Here is a 23172-nt window from a genome sequence, read left to right on the forward strand (position 1 = left end):
CATCCAGGACGAAGGGTATGGTACTCTAAACGCACAAGTTATATAGGGGAATAGAGTAGCAATGAGTGAGCATGGTGGGAATGTGCTGGAAATGGCACTGAAAATCGGCACAGATGCAGCCAATATCGTTGACTTCAGTGCCAATATTAATCCGCTGGGCATGCCGGGATCCTTGAAAACGGCGATTATCGAACAATTGGCCCGTGCCGAACACTATCCTGATGTTGAGTATCGCCAATTACACGCAGCGCTGGCCCGCGCTCACCACTGCCTGCCAGAGAATATTATGGCCGGCAATGGTGCCACTGAGCTGATTTACGCAGTGGTGCAACATCTGCAACCCCGCACTGCGGTACTGTTGACTCCGGGCTTTGCTGAGTACCGCCGCGCCCTGCAACGGGTCGGCTGCCAGATTCATGATTATCAGATGAGTGAGTCAGATGGCTATCAGCCCGATGAACGCCTACTGGCGCTATTAGCCCAACAGCGCCCAGACTGCCTATTTCTGGCGACACCCAATAACCCGACCGGCCTGATGCCTGATGCCAAATTGCTGCAAGCCATTGTGCAGTGTTGCCATCAGCACCATATTGCTTTAATTATCGATGAAGCTTTTATCGATTTCTTGCCAGATGCGCCGGGGCTTACCCCTCAATTAGCGGATTTCCCACACTTATACTTGTTACGCTCACTGACCAAGTTCTTTGCCATTCCCGGGTTGCGCCTCGGTTATCTGCTCAGTGGCGACCTGGCGGCGCTGGCGCAAATGAAACAGCAACGCGAGCCTTGGACTATCAATGCTTTTGCCGCACTGGCGGGTGAGATTATTCTCGATGACCAACCTTATATTCAAGCCACACATCAATGGTTGGCGCAGCAGCGACCTTGGTTATATCAGCATTTAGCCGCCCTGCCCGCGTTGCAGGTGTGGCAAGGGTGCGCCAATTACATTTTCCTGCGCTGCCTTAAACCTGAACTTAATCTGCAACACGCGCTATTAAAGCACCATATTCTGATCCGCCATTGTGCTAATTACCCCGGTCTAACCCGCGACCACTATCGTGTAGCCATTAAAAGCGCGGCAGATAACCAACGGCTGATCAATGCCTTACAGCAGGTCTTTGGTCATGGCTGAAGCCCGTTGCCCGGCCTCTTGTGGTGAGCTGATTCAGGGCTGGATACTGGGGGGGGAGAAGCTTATCTCCTGCCCGGTCAACTGGTTTAGTACGGTTTCGGTGACCGATGGCGTACCGGGCAAGAATGAACGCCCACGGATGCGCCAGATGTTGGCGGCGGTACTGGCCTATTTTGGCCAACCGGCACAGATGGCTAATGGCCTGCACATCAGTTTTGATTCCACCATTCCGGTAGCAAAAGGACTTGCCAGCAGTACCGCCGATATCGCCGCCACCGCACTGGCAACCGCCCGCCATCTCGGTGAAACACTCAATGAAGCCGCACTGGCAGCACTGTGTGTCAGGCTGGAACCGACTGACAGCACCCTGTTTCAACAACTGACACTGTTTGACCACCAAACTGCCGCAACACAAATCTCTTATAACTGGCAGCCAGCGGTAGATATTTTGTTACTGGAAAGCCCACAGATTCTCAAAACCGAGGATTACCACCGCCGTGATCGTCAACCGGCGCTGTTAGCCAGTGCCATCTCACTGGAACGGGCATGGCAACTGTTTACCCAAGCCGCCGAGCGCCGCGATTGTTCACTGCTGGGCCAGGCCACCACATTGAGTGCGCAAGCCAGCCAGCGTTTACTGGTAAAACCTGACTTTAGCGCCCTGCTGAGGCTAGTGGAGGAGTTGGATTTATACGGGTTGAACGTAGCCCACAGTGGCAGCGTGGTTGGATTATTGCTTGACCGTCAACGGCATGACGTGGAGCAGGTGTTCTGGCAATTGCAGCAGCGCAATATCAACCGCCACTACCCCCGCCAACACCTGTTAACCATGGTGCCCGGTGGCGTGCGTTAGCCCGTAATTCAGCATCAAGCCATGATAGCGAAAAATTGAGAATCATCTGAACCAGAATATCCATGTAAACCTCACTGTTATTAACCTGCCGCTTACCATTTTTATGTAATTCTGTTTGTCTTGCCCCTCAAAATCATGACTTCAGTCACAAACAGGGAATGCAGCTATTTTATCCATGTAAATAGCATTCATGTATATGGGGGAAACTGCTATCAAGGTATTAGATCCCACCAGCAGGAAATGTAGTGAAGATGTAAAATCTGTTTCCTGTTAAATCTTCATTTTTTTAAAAACATAAATAAAATTCATGTAATACAGCATGCTGATTATTGCACCAATACCTTAAATAACAATTACCTCAACCTACATGAGTTCCGGGAGCCTTAAATGAAAAAATTGAGTGTGAAAACCCTGTTGGCAGCCAGTCTGTTCAGCATGATGGTGTGCTCGGGCAGTGCACTGGCGCAGGAAATCGAAGTGGTTAATATCTCAAAAATCGCCGGTATGCCGTGGTTTAACCGCATGGGCGAAGGTGTGGATCGCGCTGGTAAAGATCTGGCTATCAAAGCCTATCAAATCGGCCCTTCCAGTACCGATGCCCCGCAACAGGTTAAAATTATCGAAGACTTAATCGCGAAAAAAGTCAGTGCTATCAGTATTGTGCCCAACGATGCCGATGTACTGGAACCGGTATTCAAGAAAGCCCGTGAAGCCGGTATTGTAGTGTTAACCAACGAATCTCCAGGGCAACCCAGCGCCAACTGGGATATCGAAATCATCGATAACGCCAAATTTGCCGCAGATAACGTAGAAGAGATGGCAAAAGCCATGGGTGGTAAAGGTGGCTATGTGATTTATGTCGGCAGCCTGACGGTGCCACAGCATAACCTGTGGGCCGATCTGTTTGTTAAATATCAGAAAGAGCACTACCCCGATATGTTTGAGGTGACCAGCCGCATGCCTGTTGCCGAGAGTATTGATGATTCACGCCGTACCACGCTCGATTTAATGAAAGCGCACAGTGACCTGAAAGGTATTGTCGCCTTCGGTTCGCAAGGTCCGATCGGTGCTGGCCGTGCCGTGAAAGAGAAACGTGCGAAAAACAACGTCCATGTGTTCGGTATGATGATCCCTTCACAGGCGGCATCCCTGATTAAAAGCGGTGATATCGCAATGGGCGTGACCTATGACCCAGGTTCTGCCGGTTATGCACTGACCGCAGTGGCGGACAAAGTGCTGAAAGGTGAAAAAATTGAGTCAGGTATGGAAATTCCTGGCGTGGGTAAAGCTGAAGTTGACCAAGATAAGCATCTGATCCAGTTCCACAATGTATTACGGGTAACCAAAGACAACGTGGATTCGCTGTATTGATTCACTAAGTTATTGCGGAGCCGGACGCCCTGTCTGGTTCCGCAATTAATTAATTAAGAATCAAAAGGACACAGGATATATGCAGCCATTTATTACCCTGGAAAATGTTAGTAAGACCTTTTATGGCGTCAAAGCGCTAAATAAAGTGGCTATGACCCTGTTACCCGGTGAAGTACATTGTCTTGCAGGGCAAAACGGGTGTGGCAAATCGACCCTCATCAAGATTATTTCCGGCGTCTATCAGCCCGATGCTGATGCCACGATTACCATTGATGGCAAAACTTACTCAAGCCTGACCCCGATTGAATCCGTTCGCTTAGGGATTCAGGTAATTTATCAGGATTTGTCGTTATTCCCGAACCTGACTGTGGCCGAGAATATCGCCATGAACCATTATCACCATCACCTGTGGGTGGACAAACGCCAGATGCGCGCCACGGCTGAGCAGGTGATCAGCAGCATTGATGCGCATCTCAATCTGGATGAACTGGTTGAGAATTTGCCCATCGCCCAGAAGCAACTGGTGGCTATTTGCCGTGCCTTGGCACAGGATGCCCGGTTGATTGTGATGGATGAGCCTACCGCCTCCCTCACCCGACAAGAAGTTAATGGCTTGCTGCGGGTGGTACATGAACTGAAATCACGCAATATCTGCGTAGTCTTTGTCAGCCACCGATTAAGTGAAGTGTTGGAGATTTCAGACCGCATCACGGTGCTAAAGGATGGTGATTGGGTTGGCACTTACCCGGCCACCGAAGTGGACAACCAGCGGCTGGCGTGGCTGATGACCGGCATGAAATTTGATTTTCAGGTGCTACCGCCCTACAGTGCCGCCCGCCCGCCGGTGCTGGCCGTGGAGGAGCTTTGCCGTAGTAATGAATATCACAACATCTCATTGACGCTGCATCCGGGGGAAATTGTCTCGTTGGTGGGCCTGCTCGGTTCTGGCCGCACTGAACTGTGTCTTAGTTTATTCGGTTTGACCTCACCGGAGTCAGGCACCATCCGAATTAACGATAAACCGATGTATTTCAGCAGTAACCGTGATGCTATTGCGGCGGGGGTCGGTTATGTGTCAGAAGACCGAATGAGCACCGGGCTGATTATGGAACAATCCATTCGTGACAATATCAGTGCCACTGTTCTGCATCGCCTGAAAAACGTGTTCCATCTGATGCGTAGTGAGCGGGTCGATACGCTGGTCGAGGATATGGTGAAACACCTGTCGATCAAAATCGGCAACAGCGACCTTCCGGTCAATACGCTGTCTGGCGGCAATGCGCAGCGCATTGCTATCGCTAAATGGCTGGCAACCGATCCGCAAATTTTGATCCTTGACTCCCCCACTGTAGGTGTGGATATCGCTAACAAAGCCGGTATCTATAATATTATCAATGCATTGGCAGCTCGCGGTATCGCTGTGTTAATGGTCTGCGATGAAATTGATGAAGCTTATTTCAATAGCCACCGTATTTTAGTGATGCGGGCCGGGCGACTGGTACAAGAGTTTTTACCGGGTAACAGTAGCGAAGCAGCCATTGCGGAGGTAGTAAATGGCTAACCCCCATGCAGTTAATAAATCTGCGGTAGGTAAAACAGGTTTATTCAATAAAGAACAACTAAAACGCCATGAAGTGATGCTGGCATTCACTATTTTGCTTATTTCGACTTATCTTGCGTTCACCAGCCCGGATTTTCTGACCCTTGCTAATATTTATGATCTGATAAATAACTACGCCATGTTAACCATTTTGGCCTGTGGCTTATTTATCGTATTGATTTCTGGCGGTATTGATATTTCATTCCCAGCAATGACCATTATTTCGCAATATGTCATGGTGACACTAATTGTGAAGTTTGGTGGTAACTTCCCGGTCGCTTTTGCGCTGGCTGGTGGTATCGGCCTACTTTTGGGCTTGGTTAATGCCCTGCTGGTTAACCGCTTACGCGTACCGTCGATCATTATCACCATTTCCACACTGAATATTTTCTACGGTTTACTGTTGTATCTCAGCCGTGGTGTTTGGCTGTATAGCTACCCTGAATGGTTTGAACACGGGCCAATGCTGTTCGCCTTTACCGCTGCCGATGGTTATGACTACGGCCTGTCGCTCCCTATTCTAACGCTGCTAATTACCATTATTGTTACCGCTCTACTGATGACCCGCACCAGTATTGGCAGGCAAATCTATGCCTTAGGGGGCAATCAGGAAGCGGCGTCACGCATGGGGTTCAGTATTCTCAAACTGCAACTGTTCGTGTATGGCTATATGGGCTTTCTGTCCGGTATCGCCGGCGTAGTACAGTCTTATACCGTATTAACTGTAGCGCCTGATTCATTACTGGGCTATGAGCTTACAGTGCTGGCAGCCGTGGTGCTCGGCGGTACCAGTATTGTGGGTGGCCGTGGAACACTTACCGGTACCTTGCTGGGGGTGATTTTGCTGGCAATATTACAAAATGGTTTGAATTTACTGAGCATTTCGTCGTACTGGCATACCGTGGTTATCGGGCTGGTAATTGTCATCAGTATCAGTGTGACGGCCTGGGGCCAACGCCATAAGGTAGGGATATAACTATGTCGAAAACAACGCAACGTGATCATACCGAACGCTGGCTGGTTGCCCTGCTGGTGCTGGTCGGCGTAGGATTCAGCCTATTTATTCCACAGGTATTTTGGTCGGCGGCTAACTTCCAATCCATCGCCTCGCAAATCCCTGTCGCGGGGGTATTAACTCTGGCCATGGCGATTACTATGCTGACCGGTGGGATTAACTTATCGATTATTGCTACCGCGAATGCCAGCGCCCTGGTGATGGCATGGGTTTGTACCCATCTTGCGCCAACCTTTAGTTCAATGATGTTGATGTTACTGGCGGGTGCCTCGGTGGCATTGGTTGTGGGGCTTATCAACGGGATACTTATCTCGGTGGTACGAGTATCCCCTATTCTGGCCACTCTGGGCATCATGACCTTGCTCAAAGGCGTGAATGTACTTATCTCCAAAGGTTCGGCTATCTCAAACTTCCCGAACTATGTACTGGCACTGGATCGCAGCAACTTTCTCGGTGTGCCAGTGCCACTTTATCTGTTCGTCGCGGTAGCACTGACCATCTGGCTGATTCTGGCTAAAACGCCACTGGGCCGCCAAATCTATTTGTCCGGTTCTAATGAGAAGGCCACCTTCTTCTCTGGGATTAACACGCGCCGCACACTGGTTTGGGTGTATGTAATTTCATCTTTACTGTGTGCGGTAGCGGCCTTATTAATGATGTCGAAACTGAACTCAGCCAAAGCATCCTACGGTGAGTCACTGTTACTTATCACTATTTTGGCAACCGTACTGGGTGGGGTAAATCCCGATGGTGGATTTGGCAAAGTTTTCGGCATTGTACTGGCGCTGTTCCTGCTGCAAATGCTGGAAAGCGGGCTGAATATCATGGGTGTCAGTAGTTATATCACTATGGCGCTGTGGGGCTCGTTACTGCTGGCGTTTATCTTTGTCAAAGGTGCTAAAATCCCAGCGTTTAGTTTCTTGCGGCAGAACAAACCGTCAAGTTAGAGCCATTTTAGCCAAAAAAAAGGCTGGCAATTGATGCCAGCCTTTCTCTTAATAGTGTTAAAACAAGCTATCAAACCTTGGTGAAGTTACTTAACTTCGCCCATCGCTTTCAGTTTTTTCGACAATTCACGACGTTCTTTAGACAGATCGGCATTTTTGATGGTGTAATCATCAACACGATCTTCGTAAGCAGTACGCATGTCCGCGATAATGGCCTGAATTTCTTCAATACTCATCCCCGGCTTGATGTAATCACTCAAGTTATCGAGCAACAGAACGCGTTTTTGGTTATCACGGATTTTCTTTTCGTTATCAACGATTTCACGCTGCAACTTGTTTTTGCGACGAAACATACGCACAAACTCCAAAACGTCCTGGAAAGTCGGCTTAATTGCATTATCCATTTTTACACCTTCACTTAAGTTTTACACAAATTCAATTGCTGGTGACCAGGCTACCTGCACCATACCGCTTTGCCGTACCTGGTGACAAGATTCATTGGCTTATCTTACCTGCTTTACTCGCCAGACAGAAATTTCATCTGCCTTCAGCGGCGAGAGATCACCTGCATAACGTCATATTAATCAGATAGTCGAATTCCTCAAGCTGTTTGGTTAGCTCCATCCTCAGCCAAACATAGCCATAAATCGGCGTTTCTACCTGCTGCTCTTGCGTTACCGCCAGCATCAATGATTTCACTGCGGTCGTAATTTCACTTAATTCGGCGGCAACCTCTCGCTCATGTGCTGGACTGACTCAGGGCGGCTTTCAATTTAGGTTCTAAGCGCGGGCAGTTGACACATGCGCTGACAGGTAAGCGGCGTAGATCTGGCTGATAAGCGGATAATCAATGATGAGACATAAACTGGAAAAGTTATTCCCCGCAATCTGTCGTCATGCGGGGAGAAATGTTTATTTAAAATCAACCGCCATTTGCTGCTGGATAGTTATTCCATGGCTGGACTCCACACAACAGGCAATATAATCCGTGAAGCGTGGTGATCTTGGCATACCCAAACTGAGCAGGCGTTCATTACTGAACCGCACATTTAACACTGCAAAAGAGCCATATAAACGCATGGCTTTCAACATTAAGCGCTCATTGCAGGGGCCGAAAATGCTTTTTAGTTGGTTACGCATCTGCACCAAAGCACCGTAGTCTACCTGGCAATAATCTGTACCCATCGGTTTTTGCCGCGCGGCCCATGACATCGCTTGATCAATTTCGGCAAAACTGACGCTGTCTTTTTCTCCGGCAGAAATATGATAAATATTTTCGGTCAAGTGGGGATGGAACAAAATACACAGCAGAGCATCCGCACAATAATCGACCGGGATAACGTCGATATAGTCATCCAATGAACACATAAACTTACGTAGCATTAATGCCATGCGAAATACCCAGAAAATACTGCTAGAGGGCTGACACCCCAAACGGGTATGCCCAACGACAATCGATGGCCGGGCTAATACCAGCGGTAAATTCGGGCATTGCTCTGCCAGCAATCGTTCAATAGCTGATTTGGACTTGGTATATTCCACTAAATGCGCATCATCTTGCGCTGATAATACTTGCTCGCTAACCACCGTTCCGGCATCTGGTGTGCACGACATGGCGGTACCCACGTGGATAAAGCGCTGTAATCCCACTACATTTGCCATTCTTTTGCCAAACGCCAGAGTGCCGTCTACATTTACTTTCCAGATTAAGGGATTATTACCAAATGACGCGACAGCAGCACAGTTAATAACATGGGTCACATCATCGATACGTGGGTCATTAATAAAGCTATCCGGCTCTGCCAAATCGCCTAATAAAATATGGTTGATATTTATTTTATTCAGCCGCTGACTGGGGAGATAAAATTTCGCCAGATTTTCACGGATGCGGTTTAGCCCCTGCTCCGGCGTAGTCGCCCGTACTAATAATAAATAATTAAAATCGGCGTCTGCCAACAATAACTTTTCAAGCACTGCCCCGCCCAGAAACCCTGTTGCGCCGGTTAGCAGAAGTTTTTTCACCATGATTCCTACCGTGTCATTTAGTAGGCGAATTGTATGAATAGCTGAGTAAACGGTAGGTAAATACTAATTAGATCGGCATGTTTCTGGCAAAACATAAGTATGTCGAAATAAATCCTGACGTCTCGGCGCACTTGAAATGATATTCTAACACTAACGTTATTGGTCACTGCGGCTTACCACCAAAACGGTGGCCCATCACTAAAGAATGACCATAGTAAAAAGGGTTAAACCGAATAATGTCAGATAAAAATAAGCAACCTACTTTCTACATTCACGATTACGAGACCTTTGGTCAGCGTCCGGCATTGGACCGGCCGGCCCAGTTTGCCGGGGTGCGCACCGATTTAGATTTCAATATTATCGAAGAGCCATTGGTCATTTACTGTGCTCCCGCCGATGACTATCTGCCACAGCCAGAGGCTGTGATGATAACCGGTATCACGCCACAGCATGCCTTAGCCAATGGCGTGAATGAGGCAGAATTTGCCCGCCAAATCCATCAGGCTTTCAATGTGCCGGGCACCTGTATCCTCGGTTACAACAATATTCGTTTTGATGATGAAGTCAGTCGCAATATTTTCTACCGCAATTTTTACGATCCCTATGCCTATAGCTGGCAAGGAGGGAATTCCCGCTGGGATCTGTTAGATGTGATGCGAGCTTGTTACGCCCTGCGCCCGGAAGGTATCGTCTGGCCGGAAAATGAAGATGGCCTGCCGAGTTTCAAGCTTGAGCATCTGACCAAAGCCAATGGTGTTGAGCATTTGCATGCCCATGATGCGATGTCAGATGTGTATGCCACCATCGCGATGGCGAAATTGGTCAAACAGGCGCAACCCCGCCTATTCGACTATTTATATCAACACCGCAGTAAGCATAAAATAAACGCACTGATTGATATCGCGGAGATGACGCCGTTGGTTCATGTCTCCGGCATGTTTGGCGCGGTGCGGGGCAATACCAGTTGGGTTGCGCCGCTGGCATGGCATCCTGAGAATAAAAATGCGGTGATTATGTGTGACCTGGCCGGTGATATGTCGCCATTGCTGGCGTTGGATAGCGATACACTGCGCGAGCGTCTGTATACCCGCCGCGACAAACTCAATGCACAGGATGCAGCGGTGCCACTGAAACTGGTGCATATCAATAAATGCCCGGTACTGGCTCCGGCTAAAACTTTATTACCGGAAAATGCTGATCGTTTGGGCATTGATCGCCAACGTTGCCTGCAAAATTTACAATTATTGCGGCAAAATCCGCAAGTACGTGAAAAAGTGGTGGCACTGTTCGCCGAAGCCGAACCTTTTGCGGTATCCGATGATGTCGATGCACAACTGTATAATGGCTTCTTCAGCGATGCCGACCGCGCCACCATGAAGATCATTTTACAAACTGAACCGCAAAACCTGCCCGCACTGGATTTGACCTTTCAAGATCCACGGCTGGAAGCGCTATTTTTCCGCTTTCGCGCCCGTAATTACCCCAATACGCTGACTGACAGTGAGCAACAGCGTTGGCTGGAACATCGCCGCGAAGCCCTCAATCCTGAAAGAGTGCAGGACTACGTGCTGCAACTGGAACAATTCTATAACCAGTATGAAGACGATAAAGAGAAGCTGGCACTGCTGAAAGCACTGTTTGAGTATGCCAGAGGCTTGGTGAGCTAGGGTTGTGGCAGCAAATTATCCCATAAAAAACGGAGCCATCAGGCTCCGTTTTAGTCAGCAATTGCGCAATATCAGATGCGACTACTGTGCCAGTTCGCCATTAAATTGAGGCAGAGCCTGACGGAAAGCACGGGTTTTCCAGACCATATAAGCCAGACCAATCGCGCCCCACACCAGCCCCAGTGTCATTGAACTGCTTTCCAGATTCATCCACAGCACCCCCACCGTTCCAGCACCAATCATTGGCAGAATCAGGTAGCTGAAATGATCCTTAAACGTTTTGTTACGGCGTTCACGGATATAGAACTGTGAAATCACTGACAGGTTCACGAAGGTAAAGGCCACCAGCGCACCGAAGTTAATCAATGCGGTCGCCGTCACCAGATCAAAAGAAATAGCTGACAATGCCACGCCACCGACCAACAGTACGTTGATTGCCGGAGTCCGCCATTTCGGGTGCACGTAACCAAATATTTTTTCTGGGAATACCCCATCGCGGCCCATCACATACAGCAGACGCGAAACGCCAGCATGTGCCGCCATCCCTGATGCCAATACCGTGACACAGGAGAAGCACAAGATAACTGACTGGAAGAATTTGCCAGCAACAAACAGCATAATTTCCGGCTGTGACGCATCAGGATCAGTGAAGCGCGAAATATCCGGGAAATAGAGCTGTAAGAAATAAGACACCACAATAAAGATCACGCCGCCAATCAATGCCGTCAAGAAAATCGCTTTCGGGATCACTTTACCGGCATTAGGGGTTTCTTCAGACAATGAACTGATGCCGTCGAAACCCAGGAATGAGAAGCACAGTATCGTGGCCCCGGTTATCATCGGCACCAAATGGGCATTTTCAGAATAGAACGGGCGTGGGCTTACCAATGTGCCCGCACCTTCACCCTGATAAACACCATGAATCAATAGCCCCATAAAGACCACCATGATAGCCACCTGAACCACAACAATAACCGAGTTCAAGTTTGCCACCACGTTGATGCCACGCAGGTTAAACAGCGTCATCAGGCTGACCAGCGCGCCAACAAAAATCCATGATGGCACACCAGGGAAAATCGCTTCGAGGTAAATTTTTGCCAACAGAATATTAATCATCGGCATGAACAGATAGTCCAGCAGTGATGACCAACCCACCATAAAGCCAACATTCGGACTAATGGATTTCTGGGCGTAAGTATACGCCGACCCCGCAGACGGGAAGCGTTTAACCAGTTTGCCATAGCTGATTGCCGTGAACAGCACCGCAATCAACGCAATGGCGTAAGAGGTCGCGACATGACCATCGGTCAAACCGGAAACAATGCCAAAAGTATCGAAAATGGTCATCGGCTGTAAATAAGCCAGACCCATCATCACCACTTGGACCAGTGTTAGTGTTTTTCTGAGTTGGACGCGGTTGTTGGTACCCGTTTGGTTAGTACCGACTGCAACAGTAGCGTTATGCGTCATGATTCAGCCTCCCCATACCTTTAACCCGATTCGCAAGTGTAGCGCACAGGTTAGAGGTGACGGGGAAACTTCGTATCTGCCTGGGATACGTAAGTGGGGAAATAAGAGCGGAGTAACGGGTATTTGCCATACCTGCTGCGCCATAATCGCTGCATGTGCAGCGCATACCGGTGGGCACCGGTGCCAGTGTGAATAATTGCCCCATCTTTCTTTCCTCATAACGGCGATTTCAGTATGTGAATAATCGCTCGCGGACCTGTTTATCTATCCGGATCGTTGTCCGGCCTCTTGATTTGTGAAAACATGAATGCAAAAAAATAACCGACGCGTTTAAACGTCGGTTATTGCATGGCGCGTATTCTGCCCTAAGTTGAGAGCAAAAAACAAGATGTTAAAGCACTTGAAACAATATTCTTATGACAGTTTGATCTATACCCTAAATAATTCGAGTTGTAGGAAGGCGGCAAGCGAGAAAATCCCGATGAGCTTACATGAGTAAGTGATTCGGGTTATTGAGCGTAGCCAACGCACATGCAGCTTGAAGTATAACGGGTATAAACGGTTATTCCCGCGTGCTATCAGTGCTGAGCGGCCATTTCTACCCGCTCAATTGCCGCCCACAGTTTGTCTGAATTCAATGCAATAGGCAGATAATGAATTGATTCACTCGGCTTCAGAATTCGACCAATCACCCGCTCAATAGCATCGCGGTCATTAATATCAACATCCAGCGCCGCTAAATGGGTTGGCAAGCCCAACTTTTTAAACGCCACAATCAATGACTGTAATGCCTCATCCTGCTCCAGCAGGGCTGTCTGGACCAAAATCCCATAGGCCACTTTGGTGCCATGCAGAAAATGCTCAGTTTGGGGTAACAGAGTCAGGCCATTGTGCACTGCATGTGCCGCCGCCACCCGGGTATAACGCTCCCCCAACCCACCAACCATGCCGCCCCCGGCAATAATCGCATCCACCACATCCAGAAAGTCCTGTGTCAGTTCAGCTTGCTTAACCGCCCGTAACGCGGCTTCACTTTGCTTTAGCAGCACATTACGAATATCCAACGCAGCCTGTAATCCGAGGCGAACGGTGAGAGATAACGTTTCCGGCTGTGGGCTAAGTACCACGGCTTCGTACCATTTTGCCAAGGTATCGCCAATACCTGCCAGCAGATATTCCACCGGTGCTTGCAAAATGATGCGCGGTTCAACTAAGACTAAGTGATTAGCATCTTTGAAAATTTCAAAATTCAGTGCCTGCCCAGCGTCGCTATACCAGACGGAGAGTGGCGTCCAAGCGGCGCAGGTTGCAGCGATAGTCGGGATAGCGACCAGTGGCAACCCCAACTTACGTGCCACCACTTTCGCGGTATCCAATACTGCCCCACCGCCGATACCGATCACCACCAGGCGGTCATTGCCCGCCGTTTTCACCAAATCCGCAACAGTAGACTCACTGCAATGGGTTGAAAACGCAGCACGCACCGCTTGCGGCCCGTGGAACGCGGCGGGCAAGTAATCACTGGCTGCCGCCAAAGCACGCTCACCAAAGATCCACAGTGCCTTATCCAGGGCCGCCGGAGGGTAGAACTCACTCAGTTTGTCGATAGCACCCGGAAAAGAAAAATAGTTGGCCGGACCTACCTGTACCCGGATTGCATTCGTGCTCATCGCGCGTTCCTTTTAAATTACGTTCTTATCGCTGTTTTTCTCATCTTAAGGGGTAAGCCAGCAATGTTTAATAATTTTTTGATATACCTTAACTACTTTAGTTTGTTGCGAATAATAGAAACTGTGTTAAAAAAGAAAGCTATCAGCAGCATTATTGACTGCCTGTTTCTCCGGTTGATTGACCTGAGAAAAATCGTAAGCCTATTTCTGAATAGCAAAAAGGGGTAGGTCGCCAAAATACTTTATAGGGCAGTCACAGAAATTTATGTCCAGCATCAGCTCCTCCCGCCTTGAGATGCGCAATATCTCTATTTCGTTTTCTGGATTCCATGCACTACAACAAGTTGATTTTACACTGGAAGGTGGTTCCACCCATGCACTGGTCGGTGCTAATGGTGCAGGAAAATCAACCTTGATGGCTATTCTTTCCGGCGCTCACAGTCACTATCGTGGTGAGATCTATATTGATGGCCAACAGATAGATATTCATTCCCCCCGACAAGCCAAACAACAGGGTATCCATGTGGTTCAGCAAGAGGTTGATGTCGCGCTGATCCCCACCCTGTCTGTGGCGGAAAATATTATGCTGGATACACTGGCGGAGCAGGGACATCTGTTTAACTGGCCGCAGCTTTACCGTCAGGCAGAAGCGCTACTCGGGCAACTTGATGTTAAATTAAATGTGCGTCAACGTCTGGAATCCTGCACGCTGGCAGAGAAACAACAGGTGTTATTAGCCCGCGCCCTTTCCCACCAATGCCGTTTCCTGATTTTAGATGAACCCACCGCACCACTGGATCAAGAAGAGAGCGCGCGCTTGTTCCGCGTAGTCCGCCGTTTGCAATCGGAAGGCATGGCAATCGTTTTCATTTCACATCGCATCCATGAATTACGCGAAATTTGCGATCAATTAACGGTGTTACGTGATGGGCGGCGTGTCAGCCATGATGCCATGGGTGAGCTAAGCGGCGAGCAGATTGTGGAAAAAATGCTTGGCCATACGCTGGATGATATTTTTCCCCCTCGGCGAGCGGCGGTCAGCCGTAAAACACTGCTGGCTGTACGCGGTTTACATGATCAACACAAATTGCGCGATATTTCCCTGACACTGCATGAAGGGGAGATTCTGGGTATTGCCGGGTTAGCCGGTGCGGGGAAAACCGAACTGTGCAAAGCGTTGTTTGGCGCAACACCCAGCCGTGTCGACAGTGGCGAATTACAAGGTAAAACCTGGAAGCCACGCTCGCCCGCCCAATCTGTCGCACAAGGATTGGCATTGGTACCGGAAGAGCGGCGCAAAGAAGGTATTTTTATCCACGAAGGGATTGCGATGAATCTCAGTGTGGCCGCCGATGACAGTTTTTCCCGCTGGAGTATTTTTAGCCGCCGTCAGGAGCTAAATTGGGCCAAAGAGTTAATTCAGCGTCTTGGGATACGTGCCTCTTCGCCGCAACAGAAACTCGCGCGCCTATCGGGAGGCAATCAGCAGAAAGTGGCAATCGGCAAGTGGTTGCGCGGTGATGCGCAGGTACTGATTTTTGATGAACCGACTAAAGGTGTCGACATCAAAGCCAAGCAAGACCTGTTCACTCTGATTGACGCTTTAGCACAGAGTGGGAAAGGCATTATTTATGCATCCGGTGAATTCTCAGAATTGGTCGGTTTATGCTCTCGCATCTGTGTGTTGTGGGATGGGCGTATTGTCGCCGAACTGAACGCCGCCGATGTTGATGAAGAGACATTATTACTATTCTCTACTGGAGGAACCCCTCAGTGAACAAAGAAATCCCCCTAGCCGACGCACAACCATGGCGTCATCAGCTCTTTGATTTTCTCTACAAATGGGGGATGTTACTCACCGTTGTGGCGCTAATCGCGTTATTTGGCTTGGCATCGGATAACTTCCTCGATCCAAACAATATTATCAATATTTTGCGCTCCATCGCCATCGTGACGGTGATTGCCATTGGAGTGTCGATTTCGCTGTCGATTGGTGGTTTTGATCTGTCGGTGGGTTCCACCGCTTCGTTGGCCAATGCCATCGTGGTATCGCTATTTGTCTGGTACGGTTTTGGTACCACTGGCGCCATTATTCTAACGCTACTGATTTGTACCTTGGTCGGCCTGTTTAACGCGTTTCTGATCGTGGTACTGAAGATCCCTGACATGCTGGCCACCCTTGCCAGTCTATTTGTGATTCAGGGCGTGGCGATGACCTACAGTTATGGCGGGTCTATCACGCAAAATATGTTGCTACCCAGCGGCGATATGGCGGAAGGCGTCATTCCTGAGATGTTTTCAGCGCTGGGCCAAGTGCCGGTAATTGTGCTGATTATGCTGGCGGTGACAATTGTAGTGCAGTTGTATCTGTCGCTAACCAAACATGGCCGGCGCATGTATGCAATTGGGGGTAATCCAGAAGCGGCTCGATTGGCGGGTATCCGTACCGTGCGTTATCGGGTGCTGGCCTATGTGCTCTCTTCCCTGTTAGCGGCACTGGGTGGCATTCTGCTGGCATCACGTATTGGCTCGTCGCAGGTGAACGCCGGGGGGAGCTACCTAATGGATGCCGTGGCAGCAGCGTATATCGGTTTCTCTTTGGCCGGTTCTGGCAAGCCTAATGCTTTCGGCACCTTAATTGGCGCGGTGATCTTGGGTGTATTACAAAACGGCCTGGTGATGCTGTCAGTACCTTATTATGCCATGGATATCATCAAAGGACTGGTATTAGCGATGGCGCTGGCGCTGACCTATATCCATCAAAAGCGGTGATAGGGCATTGATTCTTATGTTGTAATGCTTTCAATATCCATTCAAGGCATAGCGAGCGAAAGTAGTTTGGGTGCGGCCAGCGCGCAAAAACCGGAGCGTACACGTAGTACGTGAGGATTTCGAGCACTGCCCAAGCCCAAAATACAAACGCTCAGTAGCCGATAAGATAATTAATTCAAAGGCATTCGATTTGGGTCTGGATATTGATACTCAAACCCCAGCTCGCTACAAATTTTGCTGCCATCAATCTCACGTGGTGCTTCCTCAATATCCTCGGGAGCAAACTCCGGTGGCGTCAATTGTAATGCTCGCGCGCACTCAGGATAGAAATCACGCTTGGCGGGATGGTGTGGCGCACACAAATTATAAATATGGCCGCCCCTTGGCAGCTTAAGCAACAACTCGATGGCTGAAATAACATCTTCCTGATGCACCAGGTTAACCCCCAGTGAGCCGCCTTGCACACCGCATTTCCCTGCCAGAAAACGGCCAGGATGGCGATCGGTGCCCACTAGCCCGGCAAGGCGCAAGATATCCACCGAAGTATTGGGTAACTTATGCAACCAAAGCTCTAGCTCCATCAGTGTTTTACCGGCAGTGGTCACCGGTTGAAGCGGTGAACTCTCTTTGATTCGGCCACGGGTTTCGCCATACACCGAGGTAGAACTGGTAAAAATAATGCGCGGCATACCGAAAGCCAATGCGCTGTCGACCACCATCTGTACCGCCTGAAGATATTGTTCCCCACGTTCGGCGGTGCGGCTGGCAGGTAAGGTAATGACCAAAGCATCAGCGGTCATCAGTTGCTCCAGATCGTCTGGAGAGCAAATCAGTTCCGGTGTCAGTTGCAATTGAAAACAATCAACTCCGCTCATTCTGGCGGCATCGACACCATCTGGCGTAGTCTTACTGCCAACCACTTGTATTCCACGACGGATTAATGATTGCGCCAATGGCATCCCCAGCCAGCCCAACCCAATAATGGCTACTTTCTTCATTTCAATTGCTCTCCACGGATTCATACCGATAACCTATACCCTAAATAATTCGAGTTGCAGGAAGGCGGCTAATGCACATGCAGCTTGAAGTATGACGGGTGTATACCGATAACACACGTAATACGCATAAGTTACGCCAACTACTGTTACCTAACAATTACTCTCTATTATGGGCCTCTTTCTATAAATCGGTATAATGACGCTGGGTAAATATTTCATGCTTATACTGACATAAAACAAAGTGATAATGACTAAGTAGAAAACCATTACTGGTTGATAAGCCGCACCCTTCCAGGGTGAAATAAATGCATCAGGCGAAAAAAAGGTTGCGCGCTACCGAGCAGATGGTTTAGGTTGATTGACAGAAGTTATGCCACGTCATGGCTATATGGATACATCAAGGCTATTTTGATTTGCTCAAAACCGCCCAAACAGAGAAATTATTATGAACTGCGTTCAATTTAATCACCATCATCACCATCATCCTGACTAGTCTTGCAGGCCGATGTGTGCTGGAAGACGGTTAACGAATCTTCCAGGTGGCGGTAGAACGCAATAGAGAAAGCCCTCGGAAGATAATCTTCCGAGGGCTTTTTTGTTGCTCATCATTTTATATGATTAATTAATAGATTGAGGATTTACCATGCTGGATAAAACACGTTTACGCATTGCAATGCAGAAATCAGGCCGCCTGAGTGATGATTGCCATGAATTGTTATCGCGCTGCGGGATTAAAATCAATTTGCAACAACAGCGCCTGATCGCTTTTGCAGAAAATATGCCAATCGATATCCTGCGAGTACGTGATGACGATATCCCAGGACTGGTGATGGATGGGGTGGTTGATCTGGGGATTATTGGCGAAAACGTGCTGGAAGAAGAGTTACTGAGCCGCCGTGCTCAAGGCGAAGATCCCCGTTACTTCACCTTACGCCGCCTGGATTTCGGTGGCTGTCGCCTGTCACTGGCAGCCTCACTGGATACCGAGTATACCGGCCCGCAATGCCTGCAAAATAAGCGCATCGCCACCTCTTACCCACACATTTTAAAGCAATACCTTGATAAACAAGGGGTTACCTTTAAATCTTGTTTACTGAACGGTTCTGTTGAAGTGGCTCCCCGTGCCGGTTTGGCGGATGTTATCTGTGATTTGGTGTCAACCGGTGCCACCCTGGAAGCCAACGGCCTGCGCGAAGTTGAAGTCATTTACCGCTCCAAAGCGTGCCTGATTCAGCGTGATGGCGAAATGCCAGCCGATAAGCAACAACTGATTGATCGCCTGATGACCCGAATTCAGGGCGTTATTCAAGCACGTGAATCCAAATACATCATGATGCATGCACCCAGTGAACGTTTGGACGAAATCATTACTCTGCTGCCAGGTGCCGAGCGCCCTACTATTCTGCCATTGGCCGGTGATAAGAGCCGTGTCGCCATGCACATGGTCAGTAGCGAGACGCTGTTCTGGGAAACCATGGAAAAGCTGAAAGCGTTAGGTGCCAGCTCCATTCTGGTATTACCGATTGAAAAAATGATGGAGTAACTGATGCAGCCGACGAATTTCAATACCCTAATCGACTGGCAGCAATGCAGCGAAGAGCAGAAAAAATCGCTGTTGAGCCGCCCGGCTATTAATGCTTCTGAGCGAATCACCGCAACCGTCAGTGAAATCCTTGACCGTGTGAAAGCCGAAGGCGACAGCGCCTTGCGTGATTTCAGCCAACGCTTTGATACGGTGCAGGTTACCAATATCCGCATCAGTAGCGATGAGATAACTGCCGCCGTCGGGCGCTTGAATGACGACATTAAACAAGCCATGGCGAAAGCAGTATGTAATATTGAAATCTTCCACAACGCGCAGAAAATGCCCGTGGTGGATGTTGAAACGCAACCGGGCGTACGCTGCCAGCAAATCACCCGTCCGATTGCCTCCGTCGGCTTGTATATTCCCGGTGGTTCCGCCCCGCTGCTGTCTACCGTACTCATGCTCGGTACCCCAGCACGCATTGCCGGTTGCCAGCGGGTCATTTTATGTTCCCCGCCGCCGATTGCCGATGAAATACTGTATGCCGCGCAACTGTGTGGGATTAATGAAGTGTTCCAGATTGGTGGAGCACAAGCGATTGCTGCCATGGCATTCGGTAGCGAATCAATACCGAAAGTGAACAAGATTTTTGGCCCCGGCAACGCGTATGTCACTGAAGCGAAGCGTCAGGTAAGCCAACGTTTGGATGGTGCTGCAATTGACATGCCAGCTGGCCCGTCAGAAGTGTTGGTTATTGCCGACAGTGGTGCTACACCGGCGTTTATTGCCTCTGATTTGCTGTCTCAAGCGGAGCACGGGCCGGATTCACAAGTGGTATTACTGACCCCGGATGCCGCCATTGCCCAAGCAGTCGCTGTTGAGGTAGAGCAGCAACTTAAATTGTTATCGCGCGCTGATATCGCTCGTCAGGCATTGGAAAGCAGCCGTTTGATCGTCACCAAAGATTTGCAACAATGTATTGATATCAGTAACCAATACGGCCCAGAACACTTAATTTTGCAAATCCGTCAGCCGGAAGACATTATCGATCAGATTAATAATGCCGGTTCAGTCTTTATGGGTGACTGGTCGCCGGAATCTGCGGGTGATTATGCCTCCGGTACCAACCACGTGTTACCGACTTATGGTTATACCTCAACTTATTCCAGTTTGGGTCTGGCCGATTTTGTTAAGCGAATGACAGTACAGCAATTAACACCACAGGGCTTGCTGGGTCTGGCTTCGACTATCGAAATTTTAGCGCAAGCCGAACAACTCACCGCCCACAAAAACGCCGTTACCCTACGTGTTGCGGCCCTGACAGCCGCCCAAAAGGAGCAAGCATGAGCCAATCTACCAACGTCACCGATTTGGCCCGTGCCAATGTCCGTGCCCTGACCCCTTATATGTCTGCCCGCCGTTTGGGCGGTAATGGCGATGTTTGGCTTAATGCCAACGAATACCCGCTAGCGACCGAATACCAACTTACGGTACAAAACTTCAATCGCTATCCAGAATGTCAGCCGAAACAGGTGATTGAGCGTTATGCCGCCTATGCCGGTTTAGCAACTGATCAAGTGTTAGTCAGCCGTGGTGCCGATGAAGGTATTGAGCTGCTAATTCGTGCATTCTGTGAACCGGATGAAGATGCGATACTCTTCTGCCCGCCAACCTATGGTATGTATGCCGTCAGCGCCGAAACCTTTGGTGTGGAACTGCGTACCGTGCAAACCACCGCGGACTGGCAGTTAGATCTACCGGCAATTAAAGAAAACCTGGATCGGGTGAAATTGATCTATGTTTGCAGCCCAAATAACCCAACTGGCAATTTAATCAACCCAGCCTCTCTGCGTGAAGTGCTGGAACTGGCGCAAGGTCGCGCTATCGTGGCTATCGATGAAGCCTATATCGAGTTCTGCCCACAGGCCTCGGTAAGCGGTTGGCTAAAAGATTATCCGAATTTAGTCATTTTGCGCACCTTATCGAAAGCTTTTGCATTGGCCGGTTTACGTTGTGGCTTTACCTTGGCCAACAGCGATATCATCCAATTGTTGCTGAAAGTGATCGCGCCCTATCCGTTGTCTACACCGGTGGCCGATATTGCTGCACAAGCGCTCAGCCCACAAGGTCTTGAGCAAATGCGCCAGCGGGTAAACGAAGTACGAACTAACCGCGCATGGTTACAAAGCGCGCTGCAAGACTGTGCCTGTGTTGAGCAGGTATTTACCAGTGAAAGTAACTATTTACTGGCCCGTTTTACCGCCGCCAGCAATGTATTCAAAACACTGTGGGACCAAGGCATCATCCTGCGTGACCAAAATAAGCAACCTGGGTTATCCAACTGCCTGCGCATTACGGTAGGCACCCGTCAGGAGTGTGAGCGAGTGATTGCCGCCCTTGCTCCCCTGCCTGGTATCAATAGCCCCAATAGCACTAATACCTCCAGCCTGCGTAAGGAAACGATATGAGCCAGAAATTTCTTTTTATTGACAGAGACGGCACCCTGATTGCTGAGCCACCGGAAGACTTTCAGGTTGACCGGCTGGACAAACTGGCGCTGGAGCCAGAAGTGATCCCGGCCTTGCTGGCACTGCAAAAAGCGGATTATCGTTTGGTGATGATAACCAATCAAGATGGCTTGGGTACCCACAGTTTCCCACAGGAAACGTTTGATCCTCCCCATAACCTGATGATGCAAATATTTAGCTCTCAGGGCGTCAATTTCGAGCAAGTGCTAATTTGCCCGCACCTACCTGCGGATAATTGTACTTGCCGTAAGCCGAAAACCGAGTTGGTAGAAAGTTATCTGGCTGAAGGCGTAATGAATAGTGCTAATAGCTATGTTATCGGCGACCGAGAAACTGACCTGCAATTGGCTCACAATATGGGCATCAGCGGCTTGCGTTATCAGCGTGATGGTTTGAACTGGTCGCAGATTGCCAAGCAGCTAACCCAACGAGACCGTCATGCCTATGTTAACCGTGTCACCAAAGAGACGGCAATTGATGTAAATGTGTGGCTCGATCGTGAAGGGGGCAGCAAGATCAAAACTGGCGTGGGCTTCTTCGACCATATGCTGGATCAAATCGCCACTCACGGCGGTTTCCGTATGGATATTCAGGTCAGCGGTGACCTCTACATTGATGACCACCACACCGTAGAAGATACGGCACTGGCACTGGGCGAAGCGATTAACAACGCGCTCGGTGACAAACGCGGTATTGGCCGTTTTGGTTTTGTCTTGCCAATGGACGAGTGTCTGGCGCGCTGCGCGCTAGATATTTCCGGCCGCCCGCATCTGGAATACAAAGCGGAATTTAACTACCAGCGCGTGGGTGACCTGAGCACTGAGATGGTTGAGCACTTCTTCCGCTCCCTCTCTTATGCCATGGCCTGTACCCTGCACTTGAAAACCAAAGGCCGTAACGATCACCACCGGGTCGAGAGCCTGTTTAAAGTGTTTGGTCGTACTTTACGTCAGGCGATCCGCGTTGAGGGCAATACCCTGCCAAGTTCCAAAGGAGTGCTGTAATGAATGTGGTGATTCTGGATACAGGGTGCGCCAACCTCTCCTCTGTCACCTATGCGGTGCAACGTTTGGGTTATGCACCCGTTATCAGCCGTGACCCTGAGATTGTACTGCGTGCAGATAAGCTTTTCCTGCCAGGTGTCGGTACTGCCCATGCAGCAATGGATCAGTTAAAAGAACGCGAACTTATCGAACTGATTAAGAGCTGTACTCAGCCGGTATTGGGTATCTGCCTGGGAATGCAGTTGCTGGCGACCAGCAGCGAGGAGAGTGGTGGCATTGAAACTCTCGGTATTATTGATACGCCGGTAAAACAGATGATGGATTTTGGTTTACCGCTGCCGCACATGGGCTGGAATCAAATTACCCCACAAGCGGGTAATCATCTGTTTCGTGGGATCCCGGATGGGACCTATTTCTACTTTGTGCACGGATATGCAATGCCAATATGCCCAGATACCATCGCCCAGGCCAATTACGGCGAGCCGTTTACCGCCGCAGTAGAAAAAGACAACTTCTTTGGCGTGCAGTTTCATCCGGAACGCTCCGGTGCGGCTGGAGCCCAATTGCTGAAAAACTTTCTGGAGATGTGAGC

21 protein-coding genes, 1 pseudogene and 1 other annotated feature are annotated in these 23172 nt (G+C 49.4%); of the genes and pseudogenes, 15 read left to right on the forward strand and 7 right to left on the reverse strand.

Features of this window, described 5'->3' with window-relative positions:
• Nucleotides 1–61 precede the first annotated feature (61 nt).
• The 6 genes from cobD (at nt 62) to V2A85_RS04020 (ending at nt 6921) form a co-directional block, all read left to right on the forward strand.
• The gene (gene cobD / locus V2A85_RS03995) at nt 62–1135 is read left to right on the forward strand and encodes a threonine-phosphate decarboxylase CobD (RefSeq protein ID WP_420070919.1); all 1074 of its coding nucleotides are present in this window, start codon (nt 62–64) and stop codon (nt 1133–1135) included.
• Complete coding sequence (locus V2A85_RS04000) at nt 1128–1988, forward strand: GHMP kinase (protein ID WP_372558480.1); 861 nt, start codon at nt 1128–1130, stop codon at nt 1986–1988. Before cobD ends, V2A85_RS04000 begins: the two co-directional genes overlap by 8 nt.
• Before the next feature lie 435 nt (nt 1989–2423).
• Nucleotides 2424–3359 carry an autoinducer 2 ABC transporter substrate-binding protein gene (locus V2A85_RS04005; protein ID WP_420070926.1) on the forward strand — a complete coding sequence of 312 codons (936 nt, stop codon included), beginning with the start codon at nt 2424–2426 and terminating at the stop codon, nt 3357–3359.
• A 79-nt stretch (nt 3360–3438) separates the two neighbouring features.
• On the forward strand, nt 3439–4920 hold the full coding sequence (locus tag V2A85_RS04010; RefSeq protein WP_372558479.1) for a sugar ABC transporter ATP-binding protein: 1482 nt from the start codon (nt 3439–3441) through the stop codon (nt 4918–4920).
• Nucleotides 4913–5935, forward strand: coding sequence for an ABC transporter permease (locus tag V2A85_RS04015; protein WP_083159285.1), 1023 nt, complete (start codon nt 4913–4915; stop codon nt 5933–5935). Before V2A85_RS04010 ends, V2A85_RS04015 begins: the two co-directional genes overlap by 8 nt.
• A gap of 2 nt (nt 5936–5937) precedes the next feature.
• Nucleotides 5938–6921 (forward strand): ABC transporter permease, encoded by a 984-nt coding sequence (locus V2A85_RS04020; RefSeq protein WP_372558478.1) that lies wholly within the window; start codon nt 5938–5940, stop codon nt 6919–6921.
• 86 nt (nt 6922–7007) lie between these two features.
• Here the strand turns inward: V2A85_RS04020 and tmaR are convergent, their stop codons facing one another.
• The 3 genes and pseudogenes from tmaR to V2A85_RS04035 form a co-directional block, all read right to left on the reverse strand.
• Nucleotides 7008–7325, reverse strand: coding sequence for a PTS system regulator TmaR (gene tmaR / locus V2A85_RS04025; protein WP_005187773.1), 318 nt, complete (start codon nt 7323–7325; stop codon nt 7008–7010).
• A 157-nt stretch (nt 7326–7482) separates the two neighbouring features.
• Nucleotides 7483–7674: pseudogene (locus V2A85_RS04030) on the reverse strand (FUSC family protein); the annotation flags it as partial.
• Between the two features lie 159 nt (nt 7675–7833).
• The gene (locus V2A85_RS04035; RefSeq protein ID WP_420070927.1) at nt 7834–8943 is read right to left on the reverse strand and encodes an SDR family oxidoreductase; all 1110 of its coding nucleotides are present in this window, start codon (nt 8941–8943) and stop codon (nt 7834–7836) included.
• A 239-nt stretch (nt 8944–9182) separates the two neighbouring features.
• Between V2A85_RS04035 and sbcB the strand changes: the two genes are divergently transcribed.
• Entirely contained in the window at nt 9183–10613 is a 1431-nt protein-coding gene (gene sbcB, locus V2A85_RS04040) for an exodeoxyribonuclease I (protein ID WP_420070920.1), read from the forward strand.
• An 81-nt stretch (nt 10614–10694) separates the two neighbouring features.
• Here the strand turns inward: sbcB and V2A85_RS04045 are convergent, their stop codons facing one another.
• The 3 genes from V2A85_RS04045 to V2A85_RS04055 form a co-directional block, all read right to left on the reverse strand.
• Complete coding sequence (locus V2A85_RS04045; protein WP_083159326.1) at nt 10695–12083, reverse strand: APC family permease; 1389 nt, start codon at nt 12081–12083, stop codon at nt 10695–10697.
• Entirely contained in the window at nt 12073–12288 is a 216-nt protein-coding gene (locus tag V2A85_RS04050) for a hypothetical protein (RefSeq protein WP_032906857.1), read from the reverse strand. The genes V2A85_RS04045 and V2A85_RS04050 overlap by 11 nt, the downstream gene beginning before the upstream one ends.
• 373 nt (nt 12289–12661) lie before the next feature.
• On the reverse strand, nt 12662–13753 hold the full coding sequence (locus V2A85_RS04055; RefSeq protein ID WP_420070921.1) for an oxidoreductase: 1092 nt from the start codon (nt 13751–13753) through the stop codon (nt 12662–12664).
• Between the two features lie 265 nt (nt 13754–14018).
• On the opposite strand from V2A85_RS04055, the gene V2A85_RS04060 reads away from it, so the two are divergent.
• Nucleotides 14019–15530, forward strand: a complete 1512-nt coding sequence (locus V2A85_RS04060; RefSeq protein ID WP_372558475.1) for a sugar ABC transporter ATP-binding protein — start codon at nt 14019–14021, stop codon at nt 15528–15530.
• Complete coding sequence (locus V2A85_RS04065; RefSeq protein ID WP_420070922.1) at nt 15527–16525, forward strand: ABC transporter permease; 999 nt, start codon at nt 15527–15529, stop codon at nt 16523–16525. Before V2A85_RS04060 ends, V2A85_RS04065 begins: the two co-directional genes overlap by 4 nt.
• A gap of 170 nt (nt 16526–16695) precedes the next feature.
• On the opposite strand, the gene V2A85_RS04070 is transcribed toward V2A85_RS04065, so the two are convergent.
• Entirely contained in the window at nt 16696–17523 is an 828-nt protein-coding gene (locus V2A85_RS04070) for an SDR family oxidoreductase (protein WP_372559861.1), read from the reverse strand.
• Nucleotides 17524–17968: 445 nt separating this feature from the next.
• Between V2A85_RS04070 and hisL the strand changes: the two genes are divergently transcribed.
• The 6 genes from hisL (at nt 17969) to hisH (ending at nt 23170) form a co-directional block, all read left to right on the forward strand.
• Entirely contained in the window at nt 17969–18016 is a 48-nt protein-coding gene (hisL, locus tag V2A85_RS04075; protein WP_105877057.1) for a his operon leader peptide, read from the forward strand.
• Nucleotides 17992–18122: a sequence feature (His leader region), on the forward strand. Its footprint overlaps the gene before it by 25 nt.
• 44 nt (nt 18123–18166) lie before the next feature.
• On the forward strand, nt 18167–19066 hold the full coding sequence (gene hisG / locus V2A85_RS04080; protein WP_004388789.1) for an ATP phosphoribosyltransferase: 900 nt from the start codon (nt 18167–18169) through the stop codon (nt 19064–19066).
• Nucleotides 19067–19069: 3 nt separating this feature from the next.
• Complete coding sequence (gene hisD / locus V2A85_RS04085) at nt 19070–20395, forward strand: histidinol dehydrogenase (RefSeq protein WP_372558474.1); 1326 nt, start codon at nt 19070–19072, stop codon at nt 20393–20395.
• Complete coding sequence (gene hisC, locus V2A85_RS04090) at nt 20392–21516, forward strand: histidinol-phosphate transaminase (protein WP_420070923.1); 1125 nt, start codon at nt 20392–20394, stop codon at nt 21514–21516. The genes hisD and hisC overlap by 4 nt, the downstream gene beginning before the upstream one ends.
• Nucleotides 21513–22580, forward strand: a complete 1068-nt coding sequence (hisB, locus tag V2A85_RS04095) for a bifunctional histidinol-phosphatase/imidazoleglycerol-phosphate dehydratase HisB (RefSeq protein ID WP_049603572.1) — start codon at nt 21513–21515, stop codon at nt 22578–22580. Before hisC ends, hisB begins: the two co-directional genes overlap by 4 nt.
• The gene (gene hisH / locus V2A85_RS04100) at nt 22580–23170 is read left to right on the forward strand and encodes an imidazole glycerol phosphate synthase subunit HisH (protein WP_032906852.1); all 591 of its coding nucleotides are present in this window, start codon (nt 22580–22582) and stop codon (nt 23168–23170) included. Before hisB ends, hisH begins: the two co-directional genes overlap by 1 nt.
• Nucleotides 23171–23172 lie beyond the last annotated feature (2 nt).

The organism is Yersinia sp. 1252 StPb PI (assembly GCF_048593885.1).
GTDB classification, from domain to species: domain Bacteria; phylum Pseudomonadota; class Gammaproteobacteria; order Enterobacterales; family Enterobacteriaceae; genus Yersinia; species Yersinia enterocolitica_E.

Bases quoted from the DNA above. Each gene is read 5' to 3' on its own strand.
- cobD (WP_420070919.1), top strand. From the start codon at position 62: ATGAGTGAGCATGGTGGGAATGTGCTGGAAATGGCACTGAAAATCGGC.
- hisC (WP_420070923.1), top strand. From the start codon at position 20,392: ATGAGCCAATCTACCAACGTCACCGATTTGGCCCGTGCCAATGTCCGT.
- tmaR (WP_005187773.1), bottom strand. From the start codon at position 7,325: ATGGATAATGCAATTAAGCCGACTTTCCAGGACGTTTTGGAGTTTGTG.
- sbcB (WP_420070920.1), top strand. From the start codon at position 9,183: ATGTCAGATAAAAATAAGCAACCTACTTTCTACATTCACGATTACGAG.
- V2A85_RS04060 (WP_372558475.1), top strand. From the start codon at position 14,019: ATGTCCAGCATCAGCTCCTCCCGCCTTGAGATGCGCAATATCTCTATT.
- V2A85_RS04000 (WP_372558480.1), top strand. From the start codon at position 1,128: ATGGCTGAAGCCCGTTGCCCGGCCTCTTGTGGTGAGCTGATTCAGGGC.
- V2A85_RS04015 (WP_083159285.1), top strand. From the start codon at position 4,913: ATGGCTAACCCCCATGCAGTTAATAAATCTGCGGTAGGTAAAACAGGT.
- V2A85_RS04020 (WP_372558478.1), top strand. From the start codon at position 5,938: ATGTCGAAAACAACGCAACGTGATCATACCGAACGCTGGCTGGTTGCC.
- hisB (WP_049603572.1), top strand. From the start codon at position 21,513: ATGAGCCAGAAATTTCTTTTTATTGACAGAGACGGCACCCTGATTGCT.
- V2A85_RS04010 (WP_372558479.1), top strand. From the start codon at position 3,439: ATGCAGCCATTTATTACCCTGGAAAATGTTAGTAAGACCTTTTATGGC.
- V2A85_RS04005 (WP_420070926.1), top strand. From the start codon at position 2,424: ATGATGGTGTGCTCGGGCAGTGCACTGGCGCAGGAAATCGAAGTGGTT.
- hisG (WP_004388789.1), top strand. From the start codon at position 18,167: ATGCTGGATAAAACACGTTTACGCATTGCAATGCAGAAATCAGGCCGC.
- V2A85_RS04045 (WP_083159326.1), bottom strand. From the start codon at position 12,083: ATGACGCATAACGCTACTGTTGCAGTCGGTACTAACCAAACGGGTACC.
- hisH (WP_032906852.1), top strand. From the start codon at position 22,580: ATGAATGTGGTGATTCTGGATACAGGGTGCGCCAACCTCTCCTCTGTC.
- V2A85_RS04050 (WP_032906857.1), bottom strand. From the start codon at position 12,288: ATGGGGCAATTATTCACACTGGCACCGGTGCCCACCGGTATGCGCTGC.
- V2A85_RS04070 (WP_372559861.1), bottom strand. From the start codon at position 17,523: ATGAAGAAAGTAGCCATTATTGGGTTGGGCTGGCTGGGGATGCCATTG.
- hisD (WP_372558474.1), top strand. From the start codon at position 19,070: ATGCAGCCGACGAATTTCAATACCCTAATCGACTGGCAGCAATGCAGC.
- V2A85_RS04055 (WP_420070921.1), bottom strand. From the start codon at position 13,753: ATGAGCACGAATGCAATCCGGGTACAGGTAGGTCCGGCCAACTATTTT.